This window comes from Winslowiella arboricola (assembly GCF_025527015.1).
GTDB classification, from domain to species: domain Bacteria; phylum Pseudomonadota; class Gammaproteobacteria; order Enterobacterales; family Enterobacteriaceae; genus Erwinia; species Erwinia arboricola.
In genome coordinates this window covers 81,124-95,048 of record NZ_JAODIM010000032.1, presented here as the reverse complement: position 1 = coordinate 95,048, position 13,925 = coordinate 81,124, and the positions used below count along the sequence as shown (strand labels likewise).

The window sequence follows — 13,925 nt, the reverse complement described above, 5'->3', positions numbered from 1 at the left end:
GAGTCAACCTTTTTTTGAAGGTTTCTTCCGGCGGTTCGTGTTACCGAACCTCCTGACACCGCGCTGTGTAAGCCGTTGTTCCGTGTCAGTGGAGGCGCAGTATAGGGAATTTCTGGCGGGTGACAAGCGTTTATTATAAAAAAATGACTGACCGGTTTAATTTTCGACAAATGGTGTAAAAACAGCCTTTTTACGTCTGTTTTTCAGCCTGGCAGCCGGAATTTACGATAATAATGACTGCCGGGAAGATGTTATGTTTACGGGTCACGCGTTTTTCCCCGTCACTCCAACGCGTTAAATAAGAAGAAAAGGACGCTCCATGATCAAATCCGCACGCAGCATGGCCGGTCTTCCGTGGATTGCTGCTATGGCGTTTTTTATGCAGGCACTGGATGCCACGATTTTGAACACCGCTCTGCCCGCGATAGCACAGAGTCTTAATCGTTCGCCGCTGGCGATGCAGTCGGCGGTTATCAGCTACACCCTGACGGTAGCAATGCTGATTCCAGTTAGCGGCTGGCTGGCTGACCGCTACGGCACGCGCAAAGTGTTTATTGCAGCGGTGTCGCTATTTACGCTGGGGTCACTGGCCTGTGCGCTATCGGGTTCGTTAAGCATGCTGGTGATTTCCCGCGTAATACAGGGCGTGGGCGGCGCAATGATGATGCCGGTAGCCCGGCTGGCGTTATTGCGTGCTTATCCGCGCAGTGAACTGCTGCCGGTGCTTAACTTCGTTACCATGCCCGGCCTGGTCGGCCCGATTCTTGGCCCGTTACTCGGCGGCGTCATGGTGACTTACGCCACCTGGCACTGGATCTTTCTGATTAACATTCCGATAGGCATCCTCGGCATTATCTATGCCCGCAAATATATGCCGGACTTCACCACACCGCGTCGTCGCTTTGATCTCATCGGCTTCCTGCTGTTTGGTTTTGGTCTGGTGCTGGTATCGAGCGGTATTGAGCTGCTTGGCGAGCAGATTGTGAGCGGTGGTATTGCCACGGCGGTGTTACTGGGAGGCGTATTACTGCTTCTCTTCTATATATGGCATGCGCGCCGTCATCCGATGCCGCTGATTGGCCTGCCGATGTTTAAAACCCGCACCTTCTCGGTCGGCATTGTCGGCAATATCGCTTCACGACTGGGCACCGGTTGTATTCCTTTCCTGATGCCGCTGATGCTACAGGTTGGCTTTGGCTATTCGGCGATTCTCGCCGGCTGCATGATGGCGCCTGCCGCTCTGGGTTCAATCCTGGCGAAGTCTACCGTTACCCAGGTGCTGCGCTGGCTTGGTTATCGTAAAACCCTGGTGGCGATCACCTGCATTATTGGCGTACTGATTACCACCTTCTCGCTACAGTCACCGGGAATGGGCGTATTAATGATAGTGGCGCCGCTGTTTGTGCTGGGGATGGCGATGTCGACGCAGTTTACGGCGATGAATACGATTACGCTGGCGGACTTAACCGATGAGAACGCCAGCAGCGGTAACAGCATGCTGGCCGTGACTCAACAGCTGGCGATCGGTTTTGGCGTGGCGGTCAGCGCCGCGGTGCTGCGCATGTATCAGAATTTCGACGGCACCACCGTTGACCACTTCCATGCAACCTTCCTGACGATGGGTGTAGTCACCATATTGTCGGCGCTGGTGTTTTTGTTATTAAAACCGGGTGATGGCCGTCATCTGATTGCTAATCGAGAAAAACGCAAAAAAGGCGCTTAAATTTCACCTACCGAAGCGCGTTCGATTAACTCCGGCGTCAGCACTAACAGTTGTTTGCTGATGCCGGGATTGGTAAGGCGCTTAATTATGGTATCAATTGCCAGCGCGCCCAGCTCATCTTTGGGTTGATGAATGGTGGTTAATGGCGGCGTCATATAGCGCGCCAGCTCAATATTGTCGTAACCAATCACCGCAAGATCCTGCGGTACTGATAATCCGGCCTGATACAGCGCGTGATAGACCCCCACCGCCATCGCATCATTGCTGGTAAACACCGCCTGCGGCAACGGGTTCAGCGCCAGCAGCTGATTCATCGCGTTGTAGCCCCCCTGAAATTCAAAGTCACTCTCAACAATATAGCCCGGCAGAATCGGTAATCCGGCGCTGGCCATCGCTTGTTTGTAACCATCCAGGCGCATGCGCGCCGGGGTTTTATCCTGAGGACCGGCGATACAGGCAATACGCGTATAACCACGTGAAATCAGATAAGCGGTAGCCTGCTCGCCACCCAGCAGCGAGTTATCCTGAATAATATCGCTGCCGCCTTCAAATGGCGCCCAGTCCATCATCACCGATGGAATAGTCGGGTAACGATTCAGGATCTCTGCCGAAGGCAAATGACTTTCAGTACACATGATCAGTAAGCCATCCACCCGCTTTTGCAGCAGGGTTTCCAGGCTGCGGTTCATGCGGTCTTCATCACCTTCGGTATTACACAGCACCAGACTGTAGCCGCGCTGATAACAGCTATTTTCCACGCCACGCACCACTTCGGCATAAAACGGGTTACTGCTGGCGGTCAGCAGCATGCCGATAGTACGGGTCTGTTTGATTTTCAGGCTACGCGCCAGGGCCGAAGGGGCATAGTTAAGCTGCTGGATGGCGGCATTAATTTTTTCGCGCACCGCATCGCTAACAAAACGATTGTTATTAATGACGTGAGAAACCGTCGAGGTCGATACGCCCGCTAAACGGGCGACATCTTTCATAGTGGCCAGAATACTTACCTCTGCTGCTGCAGGAAGCGATCAATCTCTTCGCGCCATGGGACAGAAGGCTGCGCACCTGGGCGCGTAACGGCAATCGCCGCTGCTGCATGCGCAAAGCGCACTGCCTGATCCATCGGCTGCCGTTCAAGCAACGCGGTGATCAGCGCACCATTAAAGGTATCCCCCGCAGCAATAGTATCGACGGCAGTGACACGGAAACCGGCAATACGCTGCCCCTGACCGTTATCACTTAGCCAGACGCCACGGCTGCCAAGCGTAATCAGCACCATACTGATGCCCTTACCATGCAACACTGCAGCGGCACGGGCGGCATCTTCATCGTTGCGGACCGGAATGCCGGTAAGGATTTCGGCTTCGGTTTCATTCGGCGTAATCATATCCACCAGCGCCAGCAGCTCATCGGAGAGCGGTATCGCCGGGGCGGGATTAAGGATCACTTGAGTCTGATGTTGCTGCGCAATACGCGCGGCGGCCAGCACGCTATCCAGCGGGGACTCCAGCTGCATCAGCAAGGCCGAAGCATCGGCAATAGTTTGCTGATGGCGGCTAACCCGCTCCGGTGTTAACGCCGCATTGGCGCCGGAATGGATCGCGATGGAGTTTTCACCGTCAGCATTGACGAAAATCAGCGCCACACCGGTTGAAGCCCCGGCAATCGCCTCCACCGGCGTGATATCAATACGGTCTTTCACCAACTGCTGACGCACCCGCTCGCCAATATCATCTTCACCAACACAGGCTATAAACGCGATATCCGCGCCGCTACGACCGGCAGCCACCGCCTGATTCGCCCCTTTGCCGCCAAACGCGATCTGATACTGCTTACCGATCACCGTTTCGCCCGGACGTGGAAACTGCGCCAGGTTGAGGATATGGTCCGCATTGATGCTGCCAAGAACAGCCAGTTTACCGGTTTTAGTCATATGTAAAACATCCTGAAAAGTGCGCCACCGGAAAAGGTGGCGCGGTGCCCTGCTTTTCTTTGATTTATTGGGTGACCAGCTTCAGGTCTACCGGATTGATCGCTCTGACTTTCTCGCCTTTCAGCACTTTATCCGCGGTTTGCACGCCGATAACCCCGATCTGCTCTGGCATTTGCGCAACGGTCGCGGCCAGCTTGCCACCTTCAACCGCTTTCACACCGTCATCGGTACCGTCGAAACCAACCACAACCACATCAGATTTGCCTGCGGTTTGCAATGCGCGCAGCGCACCCAGCGCCATCTCATCGTTCTGGGCAAACACCGCCTGCACATCAGGATGAGCGGTCAGCAGGTTCTGCATCACGTTCAGACCTTTAGTACGGTCAAAGTCAGCAGGCTGGCTGGCAAGAATATTAAATTTGTGCGCATCGGCAGCCTGTTTAAAGCCTTCGCCACGTTCGCGCGCGGCGGAAGTCCCGGCAAGTCCCTGCAGTTCGATAATTTTGCTGCCTTCACCGAGCTTTTTAGCAATAAAGTCACCGGCCATTTTGCCGCCAAAGCGGTTATCTGACGCCACATGGCTGACTACCGTGCCCTGCGCCGCCACGCGGTCGAGGGTGATTACCGGGATATTGGCCTGATTGGCCATTTTCACCGCGTTACCGACTGCATCAGAATCGGTTGGATTGATCAGTAAAAGCTTAGTGCCACGAACCGTCAGATCCTGCACATTCGCCAGCTCTTTCGCCGGATTGTTCTGTGAATCCAGCACTACCAGGTTATAGCCCAGTTTGTCCGCTTCTTTCTGTGCGCCATCCTTCAGTGAAACGAAAAATGGGTTATTCAGGGTGGACACCACTAAAGCAATGGTGTCCTTCGCCAGCGCATTAGCGCTCAGGGTGGCGCTAAGTAATACGGCAAGTGCAGTCAGTTTTTTCATTTTTTATTTCCTGTCCGGGGATAGAGAGTTATTTACTGCTTTTGTTGTCTACCAGCACCGCCAGCAAAATTACCGCTGCTTTAACGATCATCTGGTAGTAAGAAGAAACACCTAATAAATTCAGTCCGTTATTCAGGAACCCAAGGATCAGCGCACCGATCAGTGTGCCAACAATGCGTCCTTTACCGCCCGCCAGGCTGGTACCGCCCAGCACTACCGCCGCAATCGCATCCAGCTCATAACCGGTACCCGCCGTTGGCTGGGCCGAAGAGAGGCGTGCCACTTCGATACTACCCGCCAGTGCCGCCAGCATGCCGCACAGCGAATAGACAATGATTTTCACCCGGTTAACATTGATGCCGGAGAGCTGGGTTGCCGCCTCGTTACCGCCGAGCGCATAGATATAGCGCCCTAAACGGGTGTGATGCAGCATGTACCACGCCAGCACAAAGACGACAGCCATAATCCAGATCGGCGTTGGCACACCCAGCGGACGACCAATGCCAAACCAGCCCAGCAGGTCGGCATTGGCGTCAAAACCGGTATTGACCGGACTGCCGTTGGTATAAACCATGGTGACGCCACGCAACAGCAGCATCATTACCAGCGTGGCGATAAACGCCTGCACTTTGCCTCTGGCGACAATGGTGCCGGTAATCGCGCCGATAAAAGCGCCGAGCGCCAGCGAAGCGGCCACCGCCACCAGCGCATTCACTTCCAGCCCCACCAGCGAGGCGGCCACCGCGCCGGTCAGCGCCAGCAGCGAGCCAACCGACAGGTCGATGCCGGAGGTCAAAATCACCAGCGTCATGCCTACCGCCATAATGGCGTTGACCGACGTCTGCTGCAGAATATTAAACAGGTTATTAACGGTGAAAAAATTCGGGCTGAGGCTGGAAACGATAACGATCAGCACAATCAGGGCTATCAGCGATTTCTGCTCCAGCAGCCACGCTTTGCTAATCAGGCGACGGCGTGCGGGTAAACTTTGCGTACTCATAAATGTGCTAACTCCTCGCTGTGTTGCTTGCCCACGGCTGCAGCCATAAGGGCTTCCTGTGTGGCCTGTTCAATCGGGAAATTGCCGCTCAGACGGCCTTCATGCATCACCAGAATGCGATCGCTCATCCCGAGCACTTCCGGCATTTCGGACGACACCAGGATGATGCTCAGCCCTTCTTCTTTAAACTGGTTAATCAGCTGATAGATCTCTTTTTTGGCGCCAACGTCCACGCCACGCGTCGGCTCATCGAGAATTAATACCTGCGGGCGGGTCATCAGCCCACGGGCAATCGCCACTTTCTGCTGATTACCGCCAGAGAGCAGACCAATTGGTTGTTCCATTGAGGGTGTTTTCACATTAAACAGCCGGATAAAGTCGCCCACCGCCTGCGCCTCTTCCGCATGCTTCAGACGTCCACCGGCATGGCTGAAATAGCGCAGCGCGGTCAGCGACATATTCTCTTTTACTGACATCCCCAGTACCAGGCCGTCACGTTTACGATCTTCAGAGATATACACGATGCCGTTCGCCAGACCCTGCTGCGGCGAACGGGTCAGCACCTCACGTCCGTTCAGCGTCACTTTGCCGCTGGTACGCGGCAGCGCGCCGTATAACACTTTCATCAGTTCGGTACGTCCGGCGCCCATCAGGCCAGCCACGCCGAGGATTTCGCCTTTGCGCAGCGTAAAGCTGATATTGTCGACGCCAGGTCCGCTGAGTTCTTCTACTTTCAGGCGTACCTCGCCCGGCGCTTTATCCAGACGCGGATACTGCTCTTCCAGCTTGCGGCCCACCATCATTTCGATCAGCGACTCTTCGCTCAGGCTCTCCACCGTACGCTCGGCAATAAACTGGCCATCGCGGAACACGGTGACGTCATCGCAAATTTCAAAAATCTCTTTCATCCGGTGCGAGATATAGACGATGCCGCAACCTTGCGCTTTCAGCTCATTGATTACGCGAAACAGTGACACGGTTTCGGTGTCGGTCAGCGCATCAGTCGGCTCGTCCATCACAATCACTTTTGACTCAAAGCTAAGGACTTTGGCGATCTCCACCATCTGCTGATCGCCAATCGACAAATCACCCACCAGCTTATGGCTGTTAAAACGCAGGTTCAGACGCTGCAACAGCGCATCGGCGGCGCGGTACATCTTTTTCCACTCGATACGGCCAAAGCGGTTCACGAATTCACGACCGAGGAAAATATTCTCCGCGATACTGAGCTGTGGGATCAGGTTAAGTTCCTGATGGATAATGCCAATCCCGGCTTCCTGCGAGGCTTTCGGGCCGCTAAAGTGGGTTTCATTGCCCAGCCATAACAGCGATCCGGCATCACGGCTATAGATGCCGGTCAGCACTTTCATCATGGTGGATTTACCGGCGCCGTTTTCCCCCACCAGCGCCATTACGCGGCCAGGATAAACCGCCAGCGCAGCACCGGAGAGCGCTTTTACGCCCGGGAAGGATTTATCGATGCCTTTCAGTTGCAGTAACGGTTGCATACCAGCCTCAGAAGGTCACGCCAGCGACCAGGATGACATTCGCATACGGAGAACACTCTCCGCTGCGAATGACCGCCTGACTACGCTGAGTCTGTTGTTTGAACTGTTCATGGCTGGTGTAACGGATACTGATGGTATTTCCCTGAAGTTGTTGCAATGTTTCGAGCAGAGCGACCAGTTCGTCATGAAGTTGCGGATTATGCTGCTTCATCTCTTCCGCGATGATGGCGCTTTCTACCTGCATCTCATTGGTTACGACTTCAGCGACCCGCAAAAAGCTGGGAATACCGTGCGTCAGCGCCAGATCGATACGCTGCGGGCCTGTCGGAACAGGTAAACCGGCATCGCAGATCACCAGGCTATCGGTATGACCGAGGCGGGAAACCACGTAAGAAATTTCAGAATTCAGTAAGGTGCCTTTTTTCATCTTTCACTCCAGAGCGAAACGTTTCGCTGATCGGGAGTGTAAAAAAAGCGCAGAGGAACACAACGAGGATATGATGAAATTGTGATCGCCATCGAAACGTTTCGCTGGCGACGGAAATAATTTGGCTTATGCCCACGAATGCACGGTAATCAGGGCCACATCTGGCTGAGCTGGCAGCATGCGGCCGCCAGCTTAACTATGCTGAATCAGAGAATCTGACTCAGATGCAGCTGCCCCATCAGCAGATGGTTATCGGCATAGTCGACCGGTATCGCCACCACCGCCGGACCGGCAATATCCATCGCTTTGCGCAGCGTGGGTTCCAGCGCCTGCGCGCTGTCGACCGCGAAACCGGCGGCGCCAAATGATTCGGCGTAAGTCTTAAAATCGATAGCGCCAAATTTTACCCCGGAAACCCGCTGATACTTTTTCTCTTCCTGCATCGCCACCATATTGTAAGCATCATCGACCCAGATAATATGCAGGATATTGGCTTTCAGCCGCACGGCGGTTTCCAGCTCCATACTGGATTGCATAAAGCCACCGTCGCCGGAAACAGACACCACTTTGCGGCTCGGATCCACCAGCCAGGCGCCGATGGCCCATGGCAAAGCAACGCCCATGGTTTGCTGACCGTTAGAGATCATAATCTGGCGCGCGCGGAAGCTGTAGAGATAACGGGCAATCCAGATATGAAAACTCCCCATATCCACGGTTAAGGTGACATCGCTGTTAATAATGTCCTGCATTGCGCGCACAATCCGTAACGGATGCAGGGCAAACTGATCCAGCTGATGACCACGCAGCGCCAGCAGCTGACGCTGGGTCTGACGGTCCTGCAGGATTTCCGCTGAGGCGCTGCTCAGATGCAGCGGTGAGGTGATACGTAGCGCCAGTTTATCGAGGGTGGCGGCGATATCACCCACCAGTTCGGCATCAGGCAGATAGCAGTTGTCGGTATCTGCCGGCAGGACGTCAATGTGCACCAGCGTGGCATGACCGCTATTCCACATAGCCGGTTCATACTCCACCGGACTGTAACCAACGGTGATAATCAGATCGGCCTGTCGCAGCAGACGGTCACCAGCCTGATTATTAAATAAGCCCACCCGGCCGGCGAAACGGGAAAAGTGTGACTGACGAACCGCGCCCGCCGCCTGATAAGTGCTGGTGACCGGAATATGACTGCGCTCCAGCAACCGGTGCAGCGCCGCGGCATTTTCCGGCTGACTGGCCATCAGTCCGAGCAGAATCACCGGATTTTTAGCCGTGGCCACTTCGCGTGCAACGGCATCAATCGCACTATCCGGCGCCGGACCGAGTAACAGATTGCCGTTGTGCTTCAGTACATTACCGCTGACCGGCTGATTAATAATATCCTGCGGCAGACTGACAAAAGCGCCGCCCGGACGGCCCAGTTCCGCGCTGCGAAAGGCATTCGACAGCACTTCGCCCAGCGCATCAGGGGAATTCACCTCAACCGCATATTTGGTGACCGGTTGAAACATGCCGACGGTATCCATGCTCTGATGCACCTGTTTCGCGCTATCGGCGCGTTTTACCGCACCGCCGATCGCCACCAGCGGATCGCCCTCAGAAGTGGCGGTGGCCATGCCGGTAATCAGATTGGAACAGCCAGGACCGGAAGTGACCAGCGCCACACCGGCTTTACCGGTTAAACGGCCCACTGCGGCGGCCATAAACGCCGCATTGGCCTCGTGACGCACCGGAATGGTTTCGATGGAAGAGTCCACCAGTGAATCAAACACTTTATCGATCTTCGCGCCCGGGATACCAAATACCTGCTTCACCCCCTGCGCTTCGAGTTGTGCCACCACCAGGTCTGCCCCATGCGTCCATTGCTGAATCTCAGTTGCCGTTTTCATCTGCTCTCCTTTTCGGGTAATTAGCTCTCAACGCTGCGAATAGCATCATCAAGATCGGTGGGGTTCAGGTTGGCCTTCAGGAAATCCTCATCATCTGGCAGATCAATCACCAGCTTGCTGATCTCCCCGAAGGTCAGCGTGCCCTGTTGCAGCTGGTAATCGAGAACATGGCCGCCGCCCTGTCGATCGTCGGTAATAAAGTGCTCGTGGTAACCGGCGACATTGATGCCCTGCATATAGCGCGGCGAGCGAAAACCGATCAGCACGCCATTACGCTGATTAAAATGGAAGGTGGGTTGTTCCTCTACCGCCTGCATCATCGGTTTATACGGGCGGTGCTGGCAGGGCACAGTGCGGGTATCGACCTGCAAAAAGTGGCCTTCGAGGCGTAGCGCGCAAAACTGGTTGTCCGAGCTAATCTGCTGGTTAATTACCTGATGCACCTCATCACGGCTGGCAGGCTGTGAGAAACGGTGCTGATATTGCGGATTAAAGAAGGTAATAACCGCAAACGGAGTGCGTTGATCGTGGCGCGCTTTATTGGCCGATCCGTCTGCACGCAATTGATAGACCTCGCGATCAAAAGCAATCAGCTCGCCATCCAGATGATTAAAGGTGCCGAGGCCAAAATCACCTTTCTTCAGCAAATCGCCAATCGTGGTGCTGCCCTCATAGACGCCACTCAACAGGGCGCTCATCAGTGAGGTCTGATAGATAACACTTTCTGGTCTTTCCTGTTGCAAAGCAGAAAGGGTTGCCGTGAGCTCATCAGCACAGAAACAATCAGTTACGTTATCCTTCATTGTATTCCTCCGGGATAAAGTATTAGAAAACGTTAACTGTATATTGACTCGATTCAGCTTCGCATTCCAATATAGAACTCCCCCCACTTTGAGACGTTTTCGATATGGAATTACGATATCTGCGTTATTTTGTGGCGGTCGCGCAAACCCGCAACTTCACCCGGGCGGCGGAAATGCTGGGTATGTCTCAGCCGCCGCTAAGCCAGCAAATTTTGCGGCTGGAGCGGGAGATTGGTACGCCATTGCTGAAAAGGCTGACGCGTGGCGTTGAGTTAACCGAAGCGGGCGCAGCATTTTATAATGATGCCCGGCAGATCCTTGAACTGACCGGTAATGCGCTGGAGAAAGCAAAAGGGATTGCGCGCGGCGTCTCGGGACAGCTGTCACTGGGATTTGCCTGTTCAATTGCTTTTCATCCGGCAATCTTCAGCCTGCTGCGCCAGTTTCAGGCACGCTATCCGGCGATGACGTTGTTGCCGCGCGAGGCCAATATGGCGGCGCTGATGCATGATTTACAGGAGGGATTACTGGATGCGGCCTTTGTGCGTTTGCCGTGTGAAAGCAGCAAAGCCTTTAATCTGCAGATAATAGCCAGTGAAGCGATGCGGATTGTGTTGCCCGCGACCCATCCGCTCAGCAGCAGCGGCACGTTATCGCTGGCGCAGCTGATGGATACGCCGATGATCACCTTTCCGCGCGACGTGGCGCCGAGCCTGTATGAATCGATTATCAGCGCCTGCCTGCGCAGCGGTTTTCAGCCGCAGACCGGACCGCAGTCGCCGCAAATCTCTTCGGCGATCAGTATGGTGGCGGCCGGCTTTGGTTTCGCCATTGTTCCGGCATCGTTATGCTGCATCAGTTCACCCAATGTCAGCTTTCACCATAGTGCCGATCCGGCGCTGACCAGCGATATTGCACTGGCATGGCGCAAGTGGGATCGTTCGGCGTCGGTGCAGAGTCTGATCCAGACGCTGGAAAAGCAAAACCAGGCCAGCTAATACTGGCCTGTTACGGGTTACTGAATTTTGCTGACGCGTTTTACATCAAGCTCAACCGAGTTGAAGTCTTTATCCAGCTCGCCCTGCAACTCAACTTTATCAGTGGGTGATACGGTCAGCCCTTCCCAACGTTTATGGTCAATTTCCACCGTCATGGTGCCGGATGCGTCACGGAAGGTGTAATCCTCATCACCAATACGCTTTTCGATATTGCCACGTAGCGTCACCCAGCTGTCATCTTTCAAATCCTGCGCCTGTTTAACCGTGACCACACTGCCGTTCGGTCCAGAGAAACCACCTTTCTGCACTGAGGCTGCCGGTGCGTTCGGGTCAACAAAACCACCCTGAGTGGCAGCAAGCACCGGAGTAGAGACCAGAGCGGCGATAGCTAATAAAGCGGCGGTCTTTTTCATATTATTCACCTTATATTCCATTGCGGGTTTGCAGTAGTAAGTTGTCTTCGGTAGCTATTAAAGCAAAGGGTTCTTAACAGGATCTTAAGAACTCAGGTCATCACGCTTTATTTGTTTATCCTGCGCTAAATAGCCGATTTTGCGCGTATTAGCCTGTACAAGCCGCCCTGTGATTCCGTATAACTGCGGTTAATCACCTGAGGAACAGAGACGCTGATGAGAATTTTATTAATCGAAGACGATCGCCTGATTGGCGATGGCATTAAAGCCGGATTAATTAAAATGGGTTTTAGCGTCGACTGGTTTTTATCCGGCAAACAGGGGTTAGCGGCACTGGAAGCGGCGCCTTATGACGCTGTAGTGCTGGATCTCAGCTTGCCGCATATCGACGGGCTGGATATTTTGCGCCAGTGGCGCCAGAACGGCCAGGATGTGCCGGTACTGATTCTGACCGCGCGCGATGCGCTGGAGCAGCGTGTGCAGGGTCTGCAACAGGGTGCGGATGACTATCTGTGTAAGCCGTTTGCCCTGAGCGAAGTGGCGGCAAGACTGCAGGCGCTGATTCGCCGGCGCCATGGCCAGCTGCAACCGACCCTGCAACATGGCGGCGTGGTAATGGAGCCTGGCGCACACACCGTAACGCTGAACGGCGAAGCACTGGTATTAAAATCGCGCGAGCTGGCGATCCTTGAACTGCTGCTGCTGAATGCCGGTCGCGTACTGACACGCGCTCAGCTGGAAGAGAAGCTGTACAGCTGGGATGATGATGTCTCCAGCAATGCGGTGGAAGTGCATATTCATCATCTGCGTAAAAAGCTGGGCAGCGACTTTATCCGCACCGTGCATGGCGTCGGCTATACGCTGGGAGCCGTGGCATGAAGCGGATAAGTCTGCGTCTGCGGTTAATTATCGGCTTTATTATGCTGACCCTGTTGTGCTGGGGCGCCGCCAGCGTTGAATCCTGGTACCAGACGCGCGATAAAATCAACGAACTGTTTGATACCCAGCAGATGCTGTTTGCCAAACGCCTCGCCACCCTTAACCCGGAAGATCTCAGCCAGCAGCCGCAATCCCTGCCGAAAACCAAAAAACTGCTGCGCCATCATCGCGGCGATCAGGAAGATGATGCGCTGGCGTTTGCGGTATTTACCCGCGACGGCCAGATGGTGATGAACGACGGCGATAATGGCAAAGACTTCCTGTTTCATTACTATCAGCGCGATGGTTTTAGTGATGGCAGGCTGCGCGATGATGACGACCGCTGGCGCATGGTGTGGCTGGCGACGCCCGATCACCGTTATGTGGTGGTGGTCGGCCAGGAGTGGGAGTATCGCGATGATATGACGCGCGATATCGTGCAGACCAACTTAACCCCGTGGCTGTTTGCCCTGCCGGTGATGCTGATTTTGCTGTTCTGGCTGGTTACCCGCGAACTGTCGCCGCTAAAACGCATCGCCACTCAGCTTCATCAGCGCCAGCCGGATGATGGTTCGCCGTTAACCACCCCGCATCTGCCGCAGGAAGTGCGGCCAATCGTCGATGCGCTTAATACGCTGTTTGCCCGTATTAACCAGATGCTGCTGCGTGAGCGACGCTTTACCTCCGATGCCGCCCACGAGCTGCGCAGCCCGCTGGCGGCGCTAAAAGTACAAACCGAAGTGGTGCAGCTGGCGCACGACGATGAGCAGATGCGTCAACATGCGCTAACTAATCTTGATGCCGGTATCGATCGCGCCACGCGGCTGGTGGATCAGCTATTAACCCTGTCACGACTGGATGCCGAAGCGGCGCTGGCGGAGAGTCAGCGCGTCGATCTGCATCAGCTGTTACAGCAGGGGGTGATTGACCATTACCATAAAGCGCAGCAGGCCGGGGTCGACATCACTTTGCAGCTGCCGGATAACGCCGTATCACGCGATGGCCACCCGCTGCTGCTGGCGCTGATGGTGCGTAACCTGCTGGATAACGCCATTCGTTACAGCCAGGCGGGCAGTACGATAGCGATTAATCTGCATCAGCACGCATTCAGCGTCGCCGATAATGGGCCGGGTGTCAGTGAAGAGGATTTGCTACGGATTGGTGAGCGCTTCTATCGCCCGCCAGGCCAGGAGAAATCGGGCAGCGGCCTCGGGTTATCAATTGTCAGTAATATTGCCCAGCTGCATGGTATGCAGACGCAGTTTAGCAATCGGGCTGAGGGGGGATTTGTGGTGACAGTCAGCTGGTAACAACACTCCAGCGGAGCCGTTATCGGCCCCGGGCGGCGAGAACGCCGCCCCTACAAAAACAGGCAC

The 13,925-nt window shown here is 54.8% G+C and carries 13 protein-coding genes; 4 read left to right on the top strand and 9 right to left on the bottom strand.

Features of this window, described 5'->3' with window-relative positions; genetic code table 11:
* The first annotated feature begins 319 nt into the window (after positions 1 to 319).
* A complete protein-coding gene (mdtD, locus tag N5923_RS01945) occupies positions 320 to 1,723 on the top strand; it encodes a multidrug transporter subunit MdtD (RefSeq protein ID WP_267141784.1) in 1,404 nt (467 codons plus the stop codon).
* Here the strand turns inward: mdtD and rbsR are convergent.
* The 8 genes from rbsR to budA form a co-directional block, all read right to left on the bottom strand.
* The gene (gene rbsR / locus N5923_RS01940; RefSeq protein ID WP_407704362.1) at positions 1,720 to 2,721 is read right to left on the bottom strand and encodes a ribose operon transcriptional repressor RbsR; all 1,002 of its coding nucleotides are present in this window, start codon (positions 2,719 to 2,721) and stop codon (positions 1,720 to 1,722) included. The two genes, mdtD and rbsR, sit on opposite strands and share 4 nt — an antisense overlap.
* Positions 2,722 to 2,726: 5 nt before the next feature.
* On the bottom strand, positions 2,727 to 3,656 hold the full coding sequence (gene rbsK / locus N5923_RS01935; RefSeq protein ID WP_267141782.1) for a ribokinase: 930 nt from the start codon (positions 3,654 to 3,656) through the stop codon (positions 2,727 to 2,729).
* A gap of 64 nt (positions 3,657 to 3,720) precedes the next feature.
* Positions 3,721 to 4,596 (bottom strand): ribose ABC transporter substrate-binding protein RbsB, encoded by an 876-nt coding sequence (gene rbsB, locus N5923_RS01930; RefSeq protein WP_267141781.1) that lies wholly within the window; start codon positions 4,594 to 4,596, stop codon positions 3,721 to 3,723.
* Positions 4,597 to 4,624: 28 nt separating this feature from the next.
* Positions 4,625 to 5,596 (bottom strand): ribose ABC transporter permease, encoded by a 972-nt coding sequence (gene rbsC / locus N5923_RS01925; protein ID WP_267141780.1) that lies wholly within the window; start codon positions 5,594 to 5,596, stop codon positions 4,625 to 4,627.
* A complete protein-coding gene (rbsA, locus tag N5923_RS01920) occupies positions 5,593 to 7,104 on the bottom strand; it encodes a ribose ABC transporter ATP-binding protein RbsA (protein ID WP_267141779.1) in 1,512 nt (503 codons plus the stop codon). The genes rbsC and rbsA overlap by 4 nt, the downstream gene beginning before the upstream one ends.
* Before the next feature lie 7 nt (positions 7,105 to 7,111).
* Entirely contained in the window at positions 7,112 to 7,531 is a 420-nt protein-coding gene (gene rbsD, locus N5923_RS01915; protein WP_267141778.1) for a D-ribose pyranase, read from the bottom strand.
* Between the two features lie 206 nt (positions 7,532 to 7,737).
* Positions 7,738 to 9,417, bottom strand: a complete 1,680-nt coding sequence (gene alsS / locus N5923_RS01910; protein WP_267141777.1) for an acetolactate synthase AlsS — start codon at positions 9,415 to 9,417, stop codon at positions 7,738 to 7,740.
* A 20-nt stretch (positions 9,418 to 9,437) separates the two neighbouring features.
* Positions 9,438 to 10,220, bottom strand: coding sequence for an acetolactate decarboxylase (gene budA / locus N5923_RS01905; protein WP_267141776.1), 783 nt, complete (start codon positions 10,218 to 10,220; stop codon positions 9,438 to 9,440).
* A 104-nt stretch (positions 10,221 to 10,324) separates the two neighbouring features.
* Here budA and N5923_RS01900 point away from each other — a divergent pair, with 104 nt between their 5' ends.
* Positions 10,325 to 11,218, top strand: coding sequence for a LysR family transcriptional regulator (locus tag N5923_RS01900; protein WP_267141775.1), 894 nt, complete (start codon positions 10,325 to 10,327; stop codon positions 11,216 to 11,218).
* Positions 11,219 to 11,235: 17 nt separating this feature from the next.
* Here the strand turns inward: N5923_RS01900 and N5923_RS01895 are convergent, their stop codons facing one another.
* Positions 11,236 to 11,631: a YgiW/YdeI family stress tolerance OB fold protein gene (locus N5923_RS01895; protein ID WP_267141774.1), complete on the bottom strand. Its 396-nt coding sequence runs from the start codon at positions 11,629 to 11,631 to the stop codon at positions 11,236 to 11,238.
* A gap of 216 nt (positions 11,632 to 11,847) precedes the next feature.
* Between N5923_RS01895 and qseB the strand changes: the two genes are divergently transcribed.
* Positions 11,848 to 12,510: a quorum sensing response regulator transcription factor QseB gene (gene qseB, locus N5923_RS01890; RefSeq protein WP_267141773.1), complete on the top strand. Its 663-nt coding sequence runs from the start codon at positions 11,848 to 11,850 to the stop codon at positions 12,508 to 12,510.
* Positions 12,507 to 13,859: a quorum sensing histidine kinase QseC gene (gene qseC / locus N5923_RS01885; RefSeq protein WP_267141772.1), complete on the top strand. Its 1,353-nt coding sequence runs from the start codon at positions 12,507 to 12,509 to the stop codon at positions 13,857 to 13,859. The genes qseB and qseC overlap by 4 nt, the downstream gene beginning before the upstream one ends.
* The last annotated feature ends 66 nt before the right edge of the window (positions 13,860 to 13,925 follow it).

Excerpts from the sequence above, each read along its gene's own strand:
- mdtD (WP_267141784.1), top strand. The coding sequence starts at position 320 with ATGATCAAATCCGCACGCAGCATGGCCGGTCTTCCGTGGATTGCTGCT.
- rbsK (WP_267141782.1), bottom strand. The coding sequence starts at position 3,656 with ATGACTAAAACCGGTAAACTGGCTGTTCTTGGCAGCATCAATGCGGAC.
- rbsB (WP_267141781.1), bottom strand. The coding sequence starts at position 4,596 with ATGAAAAAACTGACTGCACTTGCCGTATTACTTAGCGCCACCCTGAGC.
- rbsC (WP_267141780.1), bottom strand. The coding sequence starts at position 5,596 with ATGAGTACGCAAAGTTTACCCGCACGCCGTCGCCTGATTAGCAAAGCG.
- rbsA (WP_267141779.1), bottom strand. The coding sequence starts at position 7,104 with ATGCAACCGTTACTGCAACTGAAAGGCATCGATAAATCCTTCCCGGGC.
- rbsD (WP_267141778.1), bottom strand. The coding sequence starts at position 7,531 with ATGAAAAAAGGCACCTTACTGAATTCTGAAATTTCTTACGTGGTTTCC.
- alsS (WP_267141777.1), bottom strand. The coding sequence starts at position 9,417 with ATGAAAACGGCAACTGAGATTCAGCAATGGACGCATGGGGCAGACCTG.
- budA (WP_267141776.1), bottom strand. The coding sequence starts at position 10,220 with ATGAAGGATAACGTAACTGATTGTTTCTGTGCTGATGAGCTCACGGCA.
- N5923_RS01900 (WP_267141775.1), top strand. The coding sequence starts at position 10,325 with ATGGAATTACGATATCTGCGTTATTTTGTGGCGGTCGCGCAAACCCGC.
- N5923_RS01895 (WP_267141774.1), bottom strand. The coding sequence starts at position 11,631 with ATGAAAAAGACCGCCGCTTTATTAGCTATCGCCGCTCTGGTCTCTACT.
- qseB (WP_267141773.1), top strand. The coding sequence starts at position 11,848 with ATGAGAATTTTATTAATCGAAGACGATCGCCTGATTGGCGATGGCATT.
- qseC (WP_267141772.1), top strand. The coding sequence starts at position 12,507 with ATGAAGCGGATAAGTCTGCGTCTGCGGTTAATTATCGGCTTTATTATG.